17 protein-coding genes are annotated in these 17,812 nt (G+C 60.2%); 6 read left to right on the top strand and 11 right to left on the bottom strand.

Annotated features, from left to right (window positions below; all coding sequences use genetic code 11):
* Positions 1-970: 970 nt before the first annotated feature.
* Entirely contained in the window at positions 971-1,702 is a 732-nt protein-coding gene (locus tag QRN54_RS26260; protein WP_285183433.1) for a hypothetical protein, read from the bottom strand.
* Between the two features lie 684 nt (positions 1,703-2,386).
* On the opposite strand from QRN54_RS26260, the gene QRN54_RS26270 reads away from it, so the two are divergent.
* On the top strand, positions 2,387-2,842 hold the full coding sequence (locus QRN54_RS26270) for a hypothetical protein (protein WP_285183411.1): 456 nt from the start codon (positions 2,387-2,389) through the stop codon (positions 2,840-2,842).
* On the opposite strand, the gene QRN54_RS26275 is transcribed toward QRN54_RS26270, so the two are convergent.
* The 8 genes from QRN54_RS26275 to QRN54_RS26310 form a co-directional block, all read right to left on the bottom strand.
* Complete coding sequence (locus QRN54_RS26275) at positions 2,843-3,184, bottom strand: hypothetical protein (protein ID WP_046378605.1); 342 nt, start codon at positions 3,182-3,184, stop codon at positions 2,843-2,845. It lies immediately after the preceding gene.
* Positions 3,185-3,219: 35 nt separating this feature from the next.
* The gene (locus QRN54_RS26280) at positions 3,220-3,900 is read right to left on the bottom strand and encodes a hypothetical protein (protein WP_285183413.1); all 681 of its coding nucleotides are present in this window, start codon (positions 3,898-3,900) and stop codon (positions 3,220-3,222) included.
* A 176-nt stretch (positions 3,901-4,076) separates the two neighbouring features.
* On the bottom strand, positions 4,077-4,961 hold the full coding sequence (locus QRN54_RS26285; RefSeq protein WP_021333517.1) for an SCO6745 family protein: 885 nt from the start codon (positions 4,959-4,961) through the stop codon (positions 4,077-4,079).
* Positions 4,962-5,026: 65 nt separating this feature from the next.
* Entirely contained in the window at positions 5,027-5,887 is an 861-nt protein-coding gene (locus QRN54_RS26290) for an ABC transporter permease (protein WP_285183415.1), read from the bottom strand.
* The gene (locus tag QRN54_RS26295) at positions 5,884-6,846 is read right to left on the bottom strand and encodes an ABC transporter permease (protein WP_158171306.1); all 963 of its coding nucleotides are present in this window, start codon (positions 6,844-6,846) and stop codon (positions 5,884-5,886) included. Before QRN54_RS26295 ends, QRN54_RS26290 begins: the two co-directional genes overlap by 4 nt.
* 80 nt (positions 6,847-6,926) lie before the next feature.
* Complete coding sequence (locus QRN54_RS26300; protein WP_285183416.1) at positions 6,927-8,459, bottom strand: ABC transporter substrate-binding protein; 1,533 nt, start codon at positions 8,457-8,459, stop codon at positions 6,927-6,929.
* Between the two features lie 130 nt (positions 8,460-8,589).
* On the bottom strand, positions 8,590-9,564 hold the full coding sequence (locus tag QRN54_RS26305; protein ID WP_021333513.1) for an oligopeptide/dipeptide ABC transporter ATP-binding protein: 975 nt from the start codon (positions 9,562-9,564) through the stop codon (positions 8,590-8,592).
* The gene (locus tag QRN54_RS26310; RefSeq protein WP_285183418.1) at positions 9,564-10,475 is read right to left on the bottom strand and encodes an ABC transporter ATP-binding protein; all 912 of its coding nucleotides are present in this window, start codon (positions 10,473-10,475) and stop codon (positions 9,564-9,566) included. The genes QRN54_RS26305 and QRN54_RS26310 overlap by 1 nt, the downstream gene beginning before the upstream one ends.
* 275 nt (positions 10,476-10,750) lie before the next feature.
* Between QRN54_RS26310 and QRN54_RS26315 the strand changes: the two genes are divergently transcribed.
* Entirely contained in the window at positions 10,751-11,308 is a 558-nt protein-coding gene (locus QRN54_RS26315) for a QsdR family transcriptional regulator (protein ID WP_021333511.1), read from the top strand.
* 85 nt (positions 11,309-11,393) lie between these two features.
* Here the strand turns inward: QRN54_RS26315 and QRN54_RS26320 are convergent, their stop codons facing one another.
* Both QRN54_RS26320 and QRN54_RS26325 read right to left on the bottom strand, forming a co-directional pair.
* Positions 11,394-12,215 carry a class II glutamine amidotransferase gene (locus tag QRN54_RS26320; protein ID WP_099698222.1) on the bottom strand — a complete coding sequence of 274 codons (822 nt, stop codon included), beginning with the start codon at positions 12,213-12,215 and terminating at the stop codon, positions 11,394-11,396.
* Positions 12,216-12,236: 21 nt separating this feature from the next.
* On the bottom strand, positions 12,237-12,680 hold the full coding sequence (locus QRN54_RS26325; protein ID WP_285183419.1) for a DUF7144 family membrane protein: 444 nt from the start codon (positions 12,678-12,680) through the stop codon (positions 12,237-12,239).
* Positions 12,681-13,023: 343 nt separating this feature from the next.
* On the opposite strand from QRN54_RS26325, the gene QRN54_RS26330 reads away from it, so the two are divergent.
* The 4 genes from QRN54_RS26330 (at position 13,024) to pepN (ending at position 17,789) form a co-directional block, all read left to right on the top strand.
* Positions 13,024-13,752 carry a hypothetical protein gene (locus QRN54_RS26330; RefSeq protein WP_285183420.1) on the top strand — a complete coding sequence of 243 codons (729 nt, stop codon included), beginning with the start codon at positions 13,024-13,026 and terminating at the stop codon, positions 13,750-13,752.
* Positions 13,749-14,363 (top strand): class F sortase, encoded by a 615-nt coding sequence (locus QRN54_RS26335; protein WP_235808411.1) that lies wholly within the window; start codon positions 13,749-13,751, stop codon positions 14,361-14,363. The genes QRN54_RS26330 and QRN54_RS26335 overlap by 4 nt, the downstream gene beginning before the upstream one ends.
* A 93-nt stretch (positions 14,364-14,456) precedes the next feature.
* The gene (thiD, locus tag QRN54_RS26340; protein ID WP_003946192.1) at positions 14,457-15,257 is read left to right on the top strand and encodes a bifunctional hydroxymethylpyrimidine kinase/phosphomethylpyrimidine kinase; all 801 of its coding nucleotides are present in this window, start codon (positions 14,457-14,459) and stop codon (positions 15,255-15,257) included.
* Between the two features lie 48 nt (positions 15,258-15,305).
* A complete protein-coding gene (gene pepN / locus QRN54_RS26345; RefSeq protein WP_065455775.1) occupies positions 15,306-17,789 on the top strand; it encodes an aminopeptidase N in 2,484 nt (827 codons plus the stop codon).
* Positions 17,790-17,812: the final 23 nt, after the last annotated feature.

Genomic DNA, 17,812 nt, shown 5'->3' on the forward strand with positions numbered 1-17,812 from the left:
GAGGATCCGGCGGAATGTGTCGAGGGCTACCTGGAGTGCTCGATTCGCGACGGTAGTCGCAGATTCGTCGTCGAAGTCGTTTTCGTAGGGGTCGGTCACGCCGTAGACGATGTCAGCGCGGGCGGCATAGATGGTAGATAATTCGAGCTCTAGACTGGTGCGAGAAGTGGGGTCCTCTGGCTCAAGTAAGAGTGAAATCTGCGTGGTGGTTGGGTGCCCAGACTCGGGATAGCTGCCGAGAAGTGCGTCCCACGTGGTTACGGCGGCGAGCAGTCGTTCATTACTTGATGTACACCGGGCGGCCCGTAGCAGCTGTCGCATAGGTGAGTTTAGATGGTCAGGCATTCGCGTGACGACTTCGATCCAATCCTCGAAGTTCATGCACACGTCTGAAGTCAACTCATGTGCGGAGTTGTTGTGCGGCAGCTCAGCCGGGAGGCATGCACCAACATGTGTCATCGGGTTCGCAACTGTCTTGTAAACATCGTAGGTAGTAAGTATTTCGCCTTCGGAGGCAAGCAAGATTGAGAAACGAAGTCGATCTACAGCTTTGTTCAGCTCGCGGCTGCGGGAATTCAACTCATCCGAATGGCCCGGATCTCGATCGGGAAACATTGCGATTTCTGTCTGTCTTGTGCGAGTGGTTTGTCGGTTGGTGTGAAGGCAGTAGAACTCGGTGTCAATTTCTGCAATCACCCAGATCCGCGTCGTTCCGTCGAGGCATCCTGGATCGAGGGGGCGTCGACCGCCTCAGGTTAAATCCCTCTAATCCGGTCGCATCGATGTCGTCGGCTAGCTTGACGCCGGTCAATCCAACAAGTGTTCGTACGACGGCCTTTTCGCCTTGCGAAACCTTGCGAGCCTGCTGCAGTTGTTCGATCGCAGACGATTGAACTCCTTCAATAATGTTATTGGGCGCATATCGAGGAACAATCGTGTTCGTTAAGAGAGCTAGAACGACTTCGTGAAATTAAAGGGTTTGAGACGTACCGTCAGACCACAAGGGAAGCGTTGGGGACGGCGGTGGCAAGTACTCGAACGCTTCGGGCTCATAATCGACTTCAGTTGAAATCGCATTTACGAACATCGAGCGCAGGGGTTCATTTTCATCGAGACGGTCGAACAGATCGCGATACATGGGGTGTTTCTCGACCACAATATTTGGATGAGTGCGAGATTCGAGCAGCCTAATCCCGAGCAGGTCGCGTGCCAGGACGCTCACTGCGTATTCTACCGACCCGTCGTCCTCCATAGTCGGTACTCGACCACCACAGCGGCGATGCCATTCTATTGCGCGCGTGGTATCAAAATCTCCGAGGTAGACGCCAAGTTTCCTCGCGGTCGCAACCCTCCTATGGTCCGCATCGGCCACAGTTGCAAGGTCCGACGCAATTTGACGCAGTTCTGCAACCACTTCGCGCTGAGCATCCGACGGGATGGAGTCGACAAATGACCAATTTCCTCCGTACGCACACACGAACTCAAGGAAGTCCGCCCCGAATGACCGGATCATTTCGAAAAGCGTCTCACGAAAATCTCGGCCCTGTGCATCTAGAAACTCCTCCCACACTTCGAAGTCCCTGGCGTCTAGAACCCGTTCGTCACTCATAAGGTACAGAGATACACGAAGTTCGGCTTTCGTGGCTCGTTGTGGCAGCACGCTTGGAGGCAGCACATGCGTGCCCTCCGACGCTGCCTGCATCGAGGCCGCAGAATATCTCGCGGGCGCGCGCCAGTCTCAGCCGGTCACGTCCAGCTTGCGCTCGGCACGCCGACTGGGGCTCACTGACGAGTCCGACATCGTATTGCGGTGTCGCGGGATTCGTGAGGGCTCGGAGTGAGATATCGACCGAAGGTATTGCCAGACTGAGTAGCTCGTTGGGTCTTCTCGCTCCGGCGGTCGACGTTCTGTATTGCGTGATTACGCGCGGACAAGTATTCACACGGTTAGTTTAGTTTCTTTCGGGACTCTACCGATTCCGCGAGACAGCAGGATTTGTTGACGGAGCTGCGAGGAACTCACCGAAATCAGCGCAGTCGCTCGAGTCGTTGGCCTTTGCGGGCCAGTCGACAACAGCCATAGGGTGGGTGTCGGTTGAGTTGTTTGTTGCCGCGGGGCCCGAGAAGTTTCACTGCGACTTGATTGTCAGGAAAGTGTCCACGGGTTTGATGATCTTGCGTAGTTGGTCGTTCAGGGACTCGATCGCGTTCGCCCCCATGTACTTCCCTGCACGAAGAACATGGGGGGAGACGATCTTGCAGACTCAGGTGGAACGTGCGAAACGGGGAATCTACCGCCCCCAAGCGCTGCGCTCGGTCCGACCGCGGTCGCATAATAGCTTTTTGCTCCCGAGCGCAATGTTCGTTACTGGCATGATCTCTTCGTATGACGGGGATTCGGATCGCATGGGTTATATTGGCGGTTGCCACCGGGATTCTAGGATCCGCGACGGCACAGTGGCCGCTGTACGAGATCACCGATTGTGAAATAGGCCTCGGCCCGCTCAGTTCTGCCGATTGTTACCGCTCGATTCACGACTATTTCGGGCGGGAGCTCTTCTTAGTGCTGGCGTTGCCGGTGGCTCTGTGCGTCATTCCAGCCGTGATTCCGCGACCATTAGTTTCCTGGATCGTCTCGGCGACAATGCTCTGCGCTGCAGTAGTGGGTTTCTTTACCGCTTTCAGCTCGGATATGCCTTCTCTGCTCTCGATGGTGGGGAGCCTCCCTGCGGCAGTGCTGGCATTGGTACTTGCCGCAGTGCATCAGGGGATCGTATTGCGCAACAAGGGCGCCATTGCGCATGCGCGCGGTGGAGTTCGCGATGCGCGGTCGAGTGAATGATCAGGTGGGGCTGAAGAACAGTTCCATCGAGATCCAGAACCACGCCACCATTGCAGCGACCGGAAGGAACGCAAACACCAATGGCAACGCGAATTGCCGGCCGGTGCGACTGGGAATAGTCATAAGTCCGAGCAAGACGAACACGGCGGCAGGCGCCGCCCAACTTATCCAGTAGGTGAGCGGTGGTGGGTTGGGCCCGAACGACGTGAACGAACGGTTCGGATACAGCTGCGGCTGCGGGACATCCGCGAAGTGTTGCCACAGGAGTACCAATGGCAGGTAGCCGAACAGCCCCAGTAGGAGGCCGACGACGAGTCCCGCGAAGATTCGTTCGCCCCTCATCTCAACGCACCCGTCCGAATCAATCGTCCCACTGCCTATGCGACTTCTGGTAAGTCACGAGGCTGAATCCGTAGAGCCCACGCCCGGGCCGCAACGAACGTCATGGCCAATACGAGAACCGCCAGCAGTACGACCGCGATCCAGGTGGGAGCGGCGGTGGAAAAGCCCAGCCTCCACGCAGTACCGACACCTACAGTCGTCGCCGCCAACGCCCCGACCGGAAGCATCGCCGCGACCGCTCGCGTCGTGCGCGTAGTAAGTCGATCCCCGGCAGCGCGAAGGACTCCGAACACGGCGGCGACCGAAAGGCCATAGGCCAGGAGACCGCTTACGGCGTAGACCAGGAGAGGGGACCATCCGGTACCAACCGACCCGGTGAATACCATGCCGATCAAGACCAACAGGGGCGTCAGCCCAAGCGTGACGCCTGCGAGGCCTGCCACCACAGTTCGGACCATTCGATTGTCTTGGCCTCCGGAGATTCGCACGCCCGCGAGGCGGAGCACGAACCCGGTCAGCGCGCCCAGAGCGGCGCCGATCACCGCAGCGTCTATCGGCCAGTTCCATTGCGGTTCACCCGCGAAGCCCGAGATTGTCGTGCCACCCGAAAAGAGGGTGATCGTGGCGGACGCCTGTGCCGATCCCTGTGTCAGCGCCGCCGTGACGATGGCAACGGTCGCACCGAACAAAGCAAACCCGAGTGCCTGTTTCCACATCTAGCCATCTTGACCCATCCCGCGGGAGAATTCGGCACAACGGCAGTCTCATCCGGATGCCTTCTCACTGTGCAGATTGGGGGCGCAGCCGACTTCGGCGATAATTGTGTGAAGGGGCTGGTGGTGACACCCTCGTCGTATCACCACCAGCCACGTTCGACACTCACGACCTGCTGTCACGCACGCAATCGGCGACGTGCTGCCAGTGCTGCCGGAAATCCGAGATCTGCATCGATCACTTCACCGGAGAGACGTTCCGAGATTTCGATCAGTCGACTGCATCCGGTCTCTCCGATCGCCTCGTACGGGTACGACCCCAGCACATCGGTCTGATGCTCAACCCGCTTCCGGCGATCGCGACCCACCTCGTTCAGGTGAAGCTCGGGGCCGCCTTCGAGCCATCCACGCGCCCGCACACTTTCGACGCCTTCCGCCCACTGATCGTTGTCCCATGCCCGGCTCATTTGCAGAGCAGCAGCAGGAACATCACCGGTTGCGGCGTGGACTACCAACGCTTCGACACCGTTGAGTCCCTCGGCGTGAAGAAGTGCGACATGAGAATCTCCGCGAAACTCCCGGAGCAAGGATTGGGCATGCCACAACACGAGATGAGGCTCCTCAGGCCACGGCAATGATGCGTGCCCACCGAACAGGGGTCGCCCTTGTGGTCTGTTGCAGGCGCGTTCCGCGGCTCGACGTGCGAGTTCGGCAGCTTCGCGAACTTCTGTGCCGTCGACATGTTCTCCCCAGGCCTTGCGCAGCGAACGGTCGACAGCGTCGAGTCGAGCGGTGAGGATCTGTTCGGGGGTGGCGATTGTCCAGGCTTCCGGCAGCACCGCGTGTACCAGTTCGGGGTTGAAGTTGAAGAACGTAGCGATGGTGACTTCAGCCGCTACTGCGCCCATGGGCGCAGACCGCGAAGCGAAGTAGCCCATTCGAGGGTGTGTAAAGCCCAGTGCGGCATATGCTTCCGCGCCGAAAGGGGTGAAGTAGATCATGCCGTGTATCGGTTCGGCTCCACGGAAGACGCGGCGCGCGGTTTCTGGTGCGATCGAGGTCATCGATAGTCCTTCATGCTGGTGGTGTGGTCTTCGAACAGTCGAGTCGGATGGTTGTTCTACGCCGGCTATCTCCCTCTGACATACATGCGGTCCCGGACGGCATCACCCACTCGGTAGACGGCCAGGACGACCAATGAAATCAGAATGCCGGAGGGGAGAATCTGTTGTGGTGCACTCAAGATGTGCAGGTACGCATCGGATAAGTCACCGCCCCAACTCGGAGTGGGGGGCTGTATTCCCAACCCCAGGAATGAGAGTGCCGCCTGCGCGAGAAAGGTCAGGCCGGTGAGCACGGTCACCTGAACGACAACCGGCCCGATTGCGTGCGGAAGAAGATGACGCAGCAGCACTACGTGCGGCGGGCATCCTGAGAGTCGCGCGCTCAGAACGAAGTCTCGGTTCCTCGTTTCGCTGACCCCGGCAGCCAGAATTCTTGCAATTGTGGGTGCATAGACGACTCCGAGCGCTGACATCGACGTGATCAGGCTCGGCCCCAGAACACCGGTAATAGCCACTGCGAGAACCAAACCTGGGAATGCCAGCAATGCGTCCGCCACCCGGAGGAGTGACGCGCCGATCCAGCGTGGCCAATATCCGGCGATCAACCCCCACGGAATTCCCAACAGCAGACTGACGGCGACAGCGATCGCGACGCCGAAGAAGGCGGAGCGTCCTCCCCAGATCAATCGACTGAGCACGTCACGACCGAAGCCGTCAGTGCCAAGCAGGTGCTGTGCACTCGGACCGGCGAACGTGTTGGTCAGGTTCTGATCGGTCGGACTGTGCGGAGCCACGAACGAGGCCAAGACGGACGCCGCTATCAGCGTGCCGAGAAAGCAGTAGCTGAGCCATAATCCGGGGTGCAGTCGAGGGACAGCCCACTTGGAGCGGGTCTCGCCTGCGGTGGTCAGCGCGAGTTGGCTCACGAGATCGTTCCCTTCCTCAATTGTGGGCTGATCATGTTGTTGACGACGTCGACCAGGATGTTCACGAGAAGCACGATCACGACGAACAGCAACACAATGCCTTGAAGCATCGGATAATCTCGCGTGTCGATCGCAATGACGAGAGCGCTCCCGAGGCCCGGCAGCACGAAGATCTGCTCGAGAATGACCGTCGCACCCAGCATCGCCACGGCGAGCAATCCATAGACAGTGACAATCGTGGGAACGATGTTTCGTAGCGCGTAGCGCCACACGATCTTCCGCTCGTCGATACCCATCGCACGCGCAGTTCGTACGTAGTCACTTGACAGTGTCTCGATCATCGCAGCCCTGGTCTGCCGAACCGCAATCGATGCTGCGCCGGCAGCGAGCGCCGTTGCTGGTAGGACCAAATGGCTCAGGTTGTCGATCACACTGTTCTCGAGAGGAACCCAGCCGAGCACCGGTAGAACTCCCAAACCGAGGGCGAAGACATCGACCAGCACGATAGCGAGGAAGAAGTCCGGTACCGCGAGTCCGATCCCCGAAACCGTGCGGGTCAGACCATCGCTGCGTCGTCCCTGCCGCGTCGCGGTCCACACACCGAGCGGTATAGCGACGACGGCGGACAGTAACAGTGCGAGTACAACGAGCTCGGCGCTCGCCGGCAGGCGCGCAAGGATCTGTGGGCCGACGGGGGCGCTGTTCTGTAGCGACGTTCCCAGATCTCCGTGCAGAGCCGACACCACCCAGTTCCAGTACTGGACCAGCAGAGGTTGATTCAATCCGAGGCGCTCGTTGAGTGCGGCGATCGATTCATCGCTGCCGTTCGGACCGAGAAGGGCCTCGGCTGGTCCACCGGGGATTATCCGGATAAGGGCAAAGGTTATGAAACTAGCGATGATCGCGGTAGGAATTATCTGTGCGAACCGGACGCCGATCATCCGTATGTAAGGATTCACCGGCGATCGGTGAGGGTTTCGGGTCGGAACGCTCTCAGGCTCGGGGGCCAACGAATTCTCTTGCGATACAACGGTCGTCGTCATGACTTCGAGAGGTACGTCAGATTGGGGGAGCCGTTCAGTGCAGGAACGGCCCCGTGGACGTTCTTGGTGTAGGCGACCACGTCGGGAGTGAAGTACAACGGTACGTACTCAGCGGACTTGATCACGACTTGATTGATCTGTTTGACGATGTCGAGCTGAGCGGTTTCGTCATACGTGTTGTTCAACAGTGCGATCAACTTCTCCAAATCCTCGTTGGGGACGGAATTCTGCCGGAAGTACGACCGCGAACCCAGCGAGGCTTCGAAATTGAGCGGTGCGGATGCTCGCGTGGGCCATCCCACGCTGAAGACGTCCGCGCTGTTGTGTGCGACGAACTCCGTAATCGCCTGAGGTCCAGTCATTTCGACGAAGTCGACCTTGATGCCGACCTTCTCCCATTGTTCTCCGACAAGGACCGCGTTGGTCGAGTACGGCGGTAGATTGCCTGCTAATCCGCGCACGGTGACCCCGTTCGGATACCCAGCCTCCGCTAGCAGCGATTTGGCCTTCTCCGGGTCGTACGGCCATGCATCTTCGGTTTCCTCGTCGTAGAACTGCGAACCGGGAGGATATTGACCGAACGCCGCAGTTCCTTCCGTGCTGTCCAGTGCGGCTCGCGCAATTGCCTTGCGGTCGAGCGCGTATTGCATCGCCAGACGAACGCGGACATCGTTGACCACGGGGTTCTTGTTGTTGATCACGACGAGCGCAACTCCGAGTCTCGGATCGTGACTGACGTTCAGGTTGGGGTTGCGTTCGAGGATCGGAGCACTCGACGGTGTGAGCCCGTATGCAAAATCCGCAGCGTTCGATGTCAGGGCATTTGTCAGCGCTGTGGGATTGGAGATCACCTGGATCTGGATCTTGGCGAGCTGAGGGCTGGGTGGACCCGCCGGTTTGTAGTCGTCGAATCGACTGAATGTGTATGAACTGTTCGGGACTGCGCTGGTGAATGTGTACGGCCCTGCGCCTACAGGCTTGTTGGCGAAGTCTGCCCCTGCTGCTGCCAGCGCAGTGGGGGAGACCACCATTCCCAATCTGCCGTTGAGCCAGCCTGGTAAACCGGAGGTAGGTGAACTCAACGAGATCGTGACGTGATCTGGGGACGTTGCTTCGATGCTCTTGATCGTCGGGACGGAAACGATTCCGAGACTCAAGCAGTGTTCCATGCTTGCCTTGACGGCTGCTGCATCGACAGCTGTACCGTCGTGGAAGGTCAAGCCGTTCTGCAACGTCATCTCGAACGTCAGGTTGTCCGGTCCGGAGAAGCCCCACTCGCTGGCGATTCCGGGCCGCAACTTCTGGGTGGCAGGTTCCGCATCGATCAGTGGTGCATACATCAACTGTAAGTAGTCGATGTCGTATCCGATGTTTCCCGCACACGGGTCGAGCGAGGCGGGCACGTGCGATGTCGCGACCTTGAGTTCGGCGTTCGGATCGGCAGGTCCGGTATCGCCGGCGGTACCGGTGGCGCTGCTCGAACAGCCGCTGAGCACAAGAGCAGAAAGTGCAAACGCAGCTACCAGCACACGTGGGCCACTTTTCCCATGATTCTGGAAGCGTGTGATCGGATATCGGGATCGCAAAGACAGACGCGGATTCATATGGTGGACTTTCGCTTTGGTCTTCTCGGAAGGGGGAGACTGACGCGGCACGCATTTACTGCGGCGGGTTGGAGATTCCGGTCGATGTGGCCGGGGACGATAGATGGCAGGCGGAGCTGTGTGCGGAATTCGAGGCCGCGCGAAGTGACGGCGCTTCCGACGCACAGCGATCCATCGCAAACGGGCAGCGGGTGCGGAATCGACAACCCGAGGGTGGATTCCGTGGGTCGGGTAACTCGCCCCGCACCAATGCTTTCCGACGACTGCGCCGCTCGAGTTCGATGTGCGGGGCCGCGGCGAGAAGCGCCTGCGTGTAGGGGTGCGATGGAGTCCTCAGGACCGTGGCAACCGGTCCGATCTCGACGATTCGGCCGAGGTACATCACCGCGACGCGATCGGCGATCCGTGCCACCGAACCCAAATCGTGCGAAATGAAGATGTACGTGAGGTCATGTTCTTCTCGGAGATCGGCAAGAAGTTGCAACACCTCTTCCTGAAGCGAAACATCCAGGGAGGCAACAGGTTCGTCGCAGAGAATCAGTGGCGCCTTGGAGGCAAGTGCGCGAGCGATGGTCACGCGTTGGCGTTGGCCACCGGAGAGCTGGGTCGGGAGGCGGTCGGCAAGCTCAGCGCCGAGACCGACCCGACGCAACAGCTCGACGGCTTTCGGCCGCAAGGACTGTGGGATGCGCAGACGCCCTGGCGCCATCGGCTCGGCTACGCAAGCCCATGAGGCCATCCGATTGTTCAAGGCCGACGTAGGGTTTTGAAAAATGAGATGGGAAGATCCACCCTTGCCGAACGCCGGGTCGTCGAGATTCATAGTGATGGAGCCTGCGGCCGTAGCCACCAGACCCGCGAGAGCGTGAGCCGTCGAGGATTTTCCCGATCCTGATTCACCGATTATCGCAAGGGTTTCGCCCCTCTGTACGGAGAAGCTGACGTCGTCGACCGCGCGAAGAGCTTTGCGTCCGCGTCCGTACTCGACTGCCAGATTCCTAACGTCGACGATGACGTCGGTGTTGCTCATCAGCTCACCAGTCCGAGCAACTCGAGTTCGTCGCTGCGGTGACATCTTGTTGCCGATTCCGGTGATCCGATCAGAAGTGGATGATCGGATATGCAGAGCTCCTCGGAGTAGTTGCACCGGGCGACGTATCGGCAACCCACGCCGTCAGCAGGGGCTTTGGTGGTGAAATCGCCTCGCGCCTTGGGCGATTGGGAGGAGACTTCTTCGAATGTCGAGCGTGCCGCCTCGAGAAGGCTGAACGTGTAGGGATGCGCGGGCCGCCGAAGCAGCACGTCTCGTGGCGCGACGTCGACGATCTCGCCGCGAAACATGGTGATGACTCGATCCGCGACCTCGGCGACAACCGCGAGGTCGTGACTGATCAACAACACGGCAAGATCGCGCTGTTCGGCCAGTTCTCGAAGGAGATCGACAATCTGAGCTTGGATGGTGACGTCGAGCGCTGTTGTCGGTTCGTCCGCGATCAGCAACTTCGGACCGCATGCCAGGGCCATCGCGATCATCACCCGCTGACACATCCCGCCGGAAAGCTCGTACCCGAACGACTTCAAGGTTCTGCTCGGGTCGGCCAGACCGACCTGGTGGAGAAGATCTGTAGCCACGTCCTCCGCATCGACTTTCGTGATGTCGCGGTGGGCCTTCAACACATCGACGATCTGGCGACCGATGCTGACGGTGGGGTTGAGAGCCGAACTCGGGTCCTGGAAGACCATACTGACGTCGCGACCGCGTATTTTCCTCAACTCGGCGGCGGGCAGACCCACAAGTTCCTGTCCTTCCAAACGGATGCTTCCGCTGGTTGTTGCCGTACGGGGCAAGAGACCGAGCAGAGCGAGTCCGGTCAGTGTCTTTCCGCTCCCGCTCTCTCCTACGAGGCCGGTGATTTCGCCCGACCCCAACTCGAAGCTCACGCGGTCGAGGAGTCTGTTCGAAATCGATTCTGTCCCAATGTCAACCGTGAGGTCTCGTACTTGCAGAAGTGGGCTCATCGTCGGGTCGTCCACGTGTGATCGTTCATCGCATTCCTCCGTAAACAACTGAATTGTTGTGACTGGAATCACGTACCGGGGAACAATAAACACCCACCTGCAACAAAGTCAATGAATGTTGCAACGATCGCCGTCGATGGCGCCGTCTGATCGCCTCCGGCTACCGACCAGCACGTCGTCAGCGATACATTCACTCCATGGCCGAGACACGTGACATCCGCGCGGAAGCGTTGAGTGCCGCCCGACGACAGTTCGCAGCCGGAAAACCGCTCGATGTGAACGCTTTGGCCACCGAGTTGGGGGTGGATCGGACCACCTTGTTCCGGCGTGCAGGGAATCGCGACACAATTACCGGTGACGTGCTCGATTCGCTGGCGCGCCGAACGTGGCGAATGGGCCTCGAGGAGTGCGGTGGAAGCGGAGCGTCAAGGGTTGTCGACGTCCTCACTTACCATGCACGGGCGACAATCGAGACCGAATTCTTCCGGACGTATTTGACTCGGGAACCGCAAAAGGCGTTGTGCATACTCACAACTGGACTGGGGCCGATTCAGGGCACGATGGTCGAATCCGTGCGAAGGCTGATCGAAGCTGAAATACCGGAGCAGATTCGGCCAGACCTGCCCGTCGAGGACATGGCATATCTGCTGGTTCGCGTGGGTGAGTCGTTCATCTACAACGATTTGCTCACTGGTGGCACTCCGGATACGGAGAAGGCTCGCTTGGCGTTCCGGCTCATCCTCTCGCGTGACTAGTGTGCCGAGTTTCCGTTGTCTCAGTTTTCGTGAAAGCGCTTCGAATGCAAGCTATTTCATAGCTATGCCTGGTTGTATGACCCAATCAGGCTGGTGGGATCGGCACAAAGCTCCGCATTTCGTCCCGTCCGGGCCGGATGACGCCTGCGGCGGATTCGGGAACCTCGTTCCAGGCGCCGGGAAGGTCACGTAGAGGCTCGGAGACGACGATTCGGGTCTCCTCACTCAGATGGTGCAGGGCATCCACCTCAGGATGGAGCTTGCGCAACATGGAAATCTCGGTGGAGAAGAACAACGACCTCGACTGGTGCTCGCTGGAATAGCGAAAGATCCAGGTGGAGATGCCATCCGACGTGGCGACGGTCATCTGAACCGGATTGTCGATTCCCTGCGAGCGGGCCGTGTGCTCGACGAATCCGACGGCCCTCGCGACACCTTCGAACGGATCGTCGGTCAGGCCGAACGTCAGCGCGAGGAAGAACAAGGTTTCCGAGTCCGTCGATCCTTCGAGATCCGGAAAGAGCGACGGATCAATGGCAGTCACCAATTCCCGTTTCATGTCGTGGAATCCGTGTAGTGAACCGTTGTGCATCCACAACCATTGCCGGTGCCGGAACGGGTGACAGTTGCTGCGCTGCACTGCAGTTCCCGTCGAGGCGCGGATGTGAGCGAACAGCAGAGGGGTGCGCAATTGGGAGGTGACTTCGCGCAGGTTCGAGTCGTTCCACGCGGGTTCGATGCTCTTGAAAACTGCCGGTTGGGGGCCTTCCCCGTACCAGCCGATTCCGAAGCCGTCGCCATTTGTCGTCGTGGCCCCGAGTTGAGAATGCAGGCTCTGGTCGATCAGCGAGTGCTGTGGCCTGAACAGCAAGTCATGGGCCAGTATCGGCTCTCCGGAATACGCCATCCACCTACACATACTTTCAACTCAAGCAGATCGAGTCGGCGTTGACGGTGCATGCGCAGCGGCGTGCGTCGTCTGGGTGGGCTTCCATGTCGACACAGCCCAGATCACGACGATGTTCAGCGCGATGATGAGAGTCGACCACCAGGGGTAGTACGGCAGCCACAAGAAGTTCGCGATGATCGAGATCGCGCAGATCACCACTGCCGACACCCGCGCCCAGGCCGCTCCGGTGAACAGTGCGAGCCCGACGAGAGCGACGAGCGCGCCCAGCACGAGATGGATCCAACCCCACGTCGTCAGGTCGAACTGATAGACGTAGTCGATCCCGACTACGAACACTTCGTTTTCGGCGACGGCAGCGAGTCCTTGGAAGCACTGCACGATGCCGACCGTCACCAAGATGACGGCTGCCCCGATCGATGTTCCTACCGCGAAACCCTGCTTGACTGATGTTGTATCCGACATGACGGTTTCCCTTGATTCGGTGGGGGGCGACCGGACACGTGCCCGGCACGCTCGTTGTAGTGATCGTTGTTCCACCGGCTGACCGCTATGAAACGGAAATACCTGTCCAATGCGGTGAGAAATCAGTGCGATCTGCTCCGATGTGCGGGCGAAATGTAACTTATGACCCCTGTTGATCCGATGTACCCCTTGCCGGAACGCGTGTGCGGAGAAATTGCTCGTAACCGAAGTTCACAGAAAACAAGAGGAATTCGGCACGGAATTCGACCTATTTGTCCAGCTGTACTGGTATTTTGACTGAATTGACCGGAAGCTACGGTCCGCGGAAAAAGGTAGCGAGAGAATGACGATCTTCGGCAGGCGTACCGCGGGCATCACCGCGACGGCCTTCGTCTTGGCGACCGTTGTGTCGACAGCACTCCCCGCAGTGGGATCGGCTGCCCCCGTTTCGCTCACCCGCGCGTGCAACTCGGAAATCAACGAAAATTCGATGTCACTCGATCGGGCCGTGATCGACGGTTGGTACGACATCTCGACTGGATCGCCTGGAACGAAAATCAACTCGATCGAGGCGTGGCGGACAGTGCCGGGAGACATCCTCGAGTTTCGCGCATCGGTGACGATCAGAGCCCACGGAAGTCCCGTCCGAGGGACCCTTCGGATCGACGGCGCCGGCTTGACCGGAGATCAGGATTTGATCTCCAGAATGACGTTGACCCAAGATCTCGGCCGGTCAGGGTCAACGGTCACCGACGCTGACGACGGTTCGGTCATCCCCGTACGTGCCAAGCTCGCATTCGACGTCACAACTCCTGGACAAGTCGCGCAGAACCAGACGGTCAACCTCTCGGCAGTCAAGATTGTCTTGGCAGGCGACACCACCGATCCGGGAGGTGAGTGCCCCGGCCCCGGCCCCGGCGGCGGGGGGAATGGAAGCGGTGGCGGAAACGGCAGCGGTGGTGACGGTTCCGGTGGGAACGGTGGGGATTCCGGTGACGCACTTCCCGGTCGTGACGTCGGAAACCGAGTACCAATTTCCCAGATTCCGTCCGGCCCGACTTCTCGTCCGTGACAGCGGCACCTGGATCCACGGCCAGCCGAACGTGGGCCGCTGCAGTAGTGGCGACGATGCTCTTGATCGGCGGATGTTCCGACGACGGTGACTCGCCGACCCGCGTCCTCGCGACCGGCCAACAAGATTTGCCGCCAGAGATTCGCGCGGTGGTCGACGGTCCGGATGTCCCGACCACGCTGCGCACAGGCAACAGCACCGCTGACATCCTGCCGATCAAGACGACGACGGACGGCTCGCTCATTCCGCCCGAGGATGTCAGTGAGATCGGATGGTGGGCAGATTCGGCATTTCCCGGCTCCGGCGCGGGCACCGTGGTGATCACCGGACACATCAACGACATCTATCAGGGTGACGGTTTCGGAAAGAAGTTCTCGACACTGGAAATCGGCTCGGTCGTGACCGTGGCGGGCGCCGGGGGACAGACCTGGAACTACCGTATCGATGCGGTCGATCACTACGGCAAGGACGGAGAGCTGCCGGTCGAGCGATTGAACAGCCTCGACGGACCCGAAACCCTCGCGCTGATCACCTGCGGCGGCGAGTTCGTCGGTCCGCCGTTCGGATACGAGGACAACGACGTCGCGTGGGGAAGTCCGGTGCCCGCATAGCCGAAAACCAGACGTCGGAACGGTTGATAAACTGGGTCCCGCGTTCGTGGCCATCCACGCACGTTTCGAAAGTCCGAAGAAGGAGATTGTGCTGTGGTTGACCTCGCCTATGTCATCGCTGGGTCCGAAGCGACTGGCGGTGCCGGCCTGCAGGTCGACCTGAAGACGTTCCAGGCATTGGACGTCTACGGCGTAGCGACCACCACATGTATCGTCTCGTTCGATCCCAAGAACAACTGGGGTCATCGCTTCGTACCGATCGCTCCTGACGTGATCGCTGATCAGATCGAGGCTGCGACTGCGGCTCACGATCTGGACGTCGTCAAGATCGGCATGTTGGGCACGCCCGCCACCATCGAGGTTGTGGCAGAGGGCCTGCGTCGGCAGTCCTGGCGCCACGTCGTCCTCGACCCGGTCCTGATCTGCAAGGGCCAGGAGCCCGGCGCGGCTCTCGATACCGATACAGCACTTCGTGATTCGATCCTCCCGCTCGCCACAGTCGTCACACCCAACCTGTTCGAGGCACGCACCCTCGCCGGAATGGACAGCATCGAAAGCGTCGACGACCTCATCGAGGCCGCACGTCGTATCCACGACCTCGGACCCAAGTACGTGCTCGCAAAGGGCGGTGTCGAACTCGCCGGTGGCGACGCCGTCGACGTGTTGTTCGACGGGACCGACGTGACTGTTCTCTCCGCCCCCAAGGTCGGCGAAGAGCGCGTCTCGGGTGCCGGTTGCACGCTGGCAGCCGCAGTGACCGCGGAGCTGGCAAAAGGCGCCGACGTGGGAGAAGCCGTCGCTCTGGCAAAGAAGTTCGTCACGGCGGGCATCGAAGGCCGCGTCTCGGCACACACGCCGTTCGACACCGTCTGGCAGGGCGCGTTCAAGGGATAGGCGCACGGCGGCTCACATCGCCGCGCGCGGCCTGGCAGGATCGAGTGCGTGAGTACTGCGAACCTGAATCGAAGCGAAGTCGCCGAACGATCTCGAGCCATCTCCGTCGCCGGTTACCGGGTGGAGTTGGATCTGCGATCGGCGGTCGACTCCGCCGTGAAGACCTTTTCGACGGTCACGACAATTGATCTGACGTCCTCGGTGGAGTCCACGTGGCTCGATTTCATCGGTGCTGCAGTCGATTCCGTGGACGTCGACGGTGCGTCGATTCCGGTGGAGTACGACGGATCCCGGATCGGGCTGCGCGGACTCGGCGGATCGAACGTCGTTCGGGTGGCAGCTCACGGCAACTACAGCCGTTCCGGTGAAGGGCTGCACCGATTTGTCGACGACGCTGACGATCAGACGTATCTGTACACGCAATACGAGCCTGCCGATGCCAGGCGTGTTTTCGCCTGCTTCGAGCAGCCGGACCTCAAGGCGCCCTTCACATTCGAGGTGACAGCACCTGACGGCTGGGAAGTCCTGTCGAATCAGCCCGCGACCCAGACTCTCTCCGTGGACGGTGCACAACGCGTCACTTTCGCCCCGACGCTGCCGATCTCGACCTACATCACCGCGATCGCGGCCGGGCCGTATCACCGCGTGGCGTCGTCGTGGAGTCGCGGCGAACTCACTGTCGAGTTGGGTGCGCTGTGCCGGGCGTCGTTGGCTCCACACCTCGATGCGGACAACGTTTTCGACATCACCCGTCAGGGGTTGGACTTCTACGCCGAGTACTTCGACTATCCGTATCCGTTCGGCAAGTACGACCAGATCTTTGTCCCCGAGTACAACCTCGGCGCCATGGAGAACCCGGGACTGGTGACCTTCACCGAGGCATACGTGTTCCGCGGCTCCGCAACCGACGAGCAGCATCAGCGCCGCGCCAACACGATCCTGCACGAAATGGCGCACATGTGGTTCGGCGATCTCGTGACCATGGTCTGGTGGGACGACTTGTGGCTCAAGGAATCCTTCGCCGACTTCATGGGATCGCTGGTCAGCGCCGAAGCTACTCGCTTCACCGATGCCTGGGTAGCATTTGCCATCAAGCGAAAAGCGTGGGCGTACCTCCAAGATCAGCTGCCGACCACGCATCCTATCGTCGCCGACATCGTCGATCTCGAAGCTGCGAAGCTGAACTTCGACGGAATCACCTACGCCAAGGGCGCCAGTGTCCTCAAGCAACTCGTGGCGTTCGTCGGCCGTGACGCGTTCTTCGAAGCGGCACGACGGTACTTCAAGGCCCACGCCTTCGGGAACACCACGCTGGTTGATCTGCTCGACGTGCTCGCGGAGACTTCCGGACGTGATGTGCGCGAATGGGCCCGAATCTGGTTGCAGACCACCGGAGTGTCCACGCTGTCGCTCGACGGAACAGACCTGGTCCAGACGGACCCGAGGCCGCATCGGCTCGCAGTCGGAATCTACGACTACAACGAGTCCGGAGACCTTGTTCGCACCGAACGCGTCGAACTCGACATCACCGAATCACGCACGTCGGTCGACCTTCCGCCCGGAGCACTCACACTGCTCAACGACGAAGACCTCACCTACGCCAAGGTGCGATTGGACGCGGAATCTCTGTCCACTGTCGAGGCATCCCTGGACCGCGTGAGCGATCCGCTTGCGCGCGGGGTGATCTGGTCGTCGCTGTGGAACTCGGTGCGTGATGCGCAGCTCTCGGTGTTCCGGTACCTCGACATGGTGGAACGATTCGCTCCCGCGGAGACAGATCTTGCGATTCTCAGCTCGATCCTGACCGATGCCCAATACGCGGTTCTTCACTACGTTCCGAAAAGCTTGCGGCCCAATGTAAGTGCAGGCTGGTTGGAAACGACCTGGAAGGCGGTGTTCGAAGCCGAACCGGAGTCCGGAAGACAGCTGGCATGGGCACGGGCTCTGTCGGCCGCTGCAGCGGTCAACGATGCTCGCGCCGACGAGGTGCGGTCGATACTCGACGGCACCTGCCCGGGGCCGGTCGGACTGGCTCTCGATCCTGATCTGCGGTGGGCATTGTGGATCGCCCTGTCGGCGACCGGCCATGCGAGTGTGAGCGACTTCGACGGTGAGCTGAGCAAGGACAGCACGTCAGCGGGTCGAACGGCGTACGTCCGCGCCGCGGCGTCGATTCCCGATGCCGAGACCAAGGCGGCTGCCTGGGCGTCGGCGACCACTGACGGCTCACTCTCGAACGACCGCCTGGATGCGACGATCGCCGGATTCCGTTCGGGCACGGACCCGTCGTTGATCGAGGGATATGCGGCAGAGTACTTCTCGTCCCTGGGGAAGTGGTGGTCCGAACGCAGCATCGAGATCGCCCGACGGTTGGTGAACGGACTCTTCCCGGCAGCTGAAGACACCTCTGCTGTCGATTCCTGGATCCAGGCCAATGCGGAGGCGCCCGCGTCGCTGCGGAGGCTTGTTCTCGAGCGTCGGGATCACCTGGCCCGAGACCTACGTGCCCAGGCGTCGAACGCGGTGATCTGACGCCATCAGCTCCGAAATGTCCT

Source organism: Rhodococcus sp. MEB032 (assembly GCF_030208925.1).
Taxonomy (GTDB): Bacteria; Actinomycetota; Actinomycetes; order Mycobacteriales; family Mycobacteriaceae; genus Rhodococcus_F; species Rhodococcus_F qingshengii.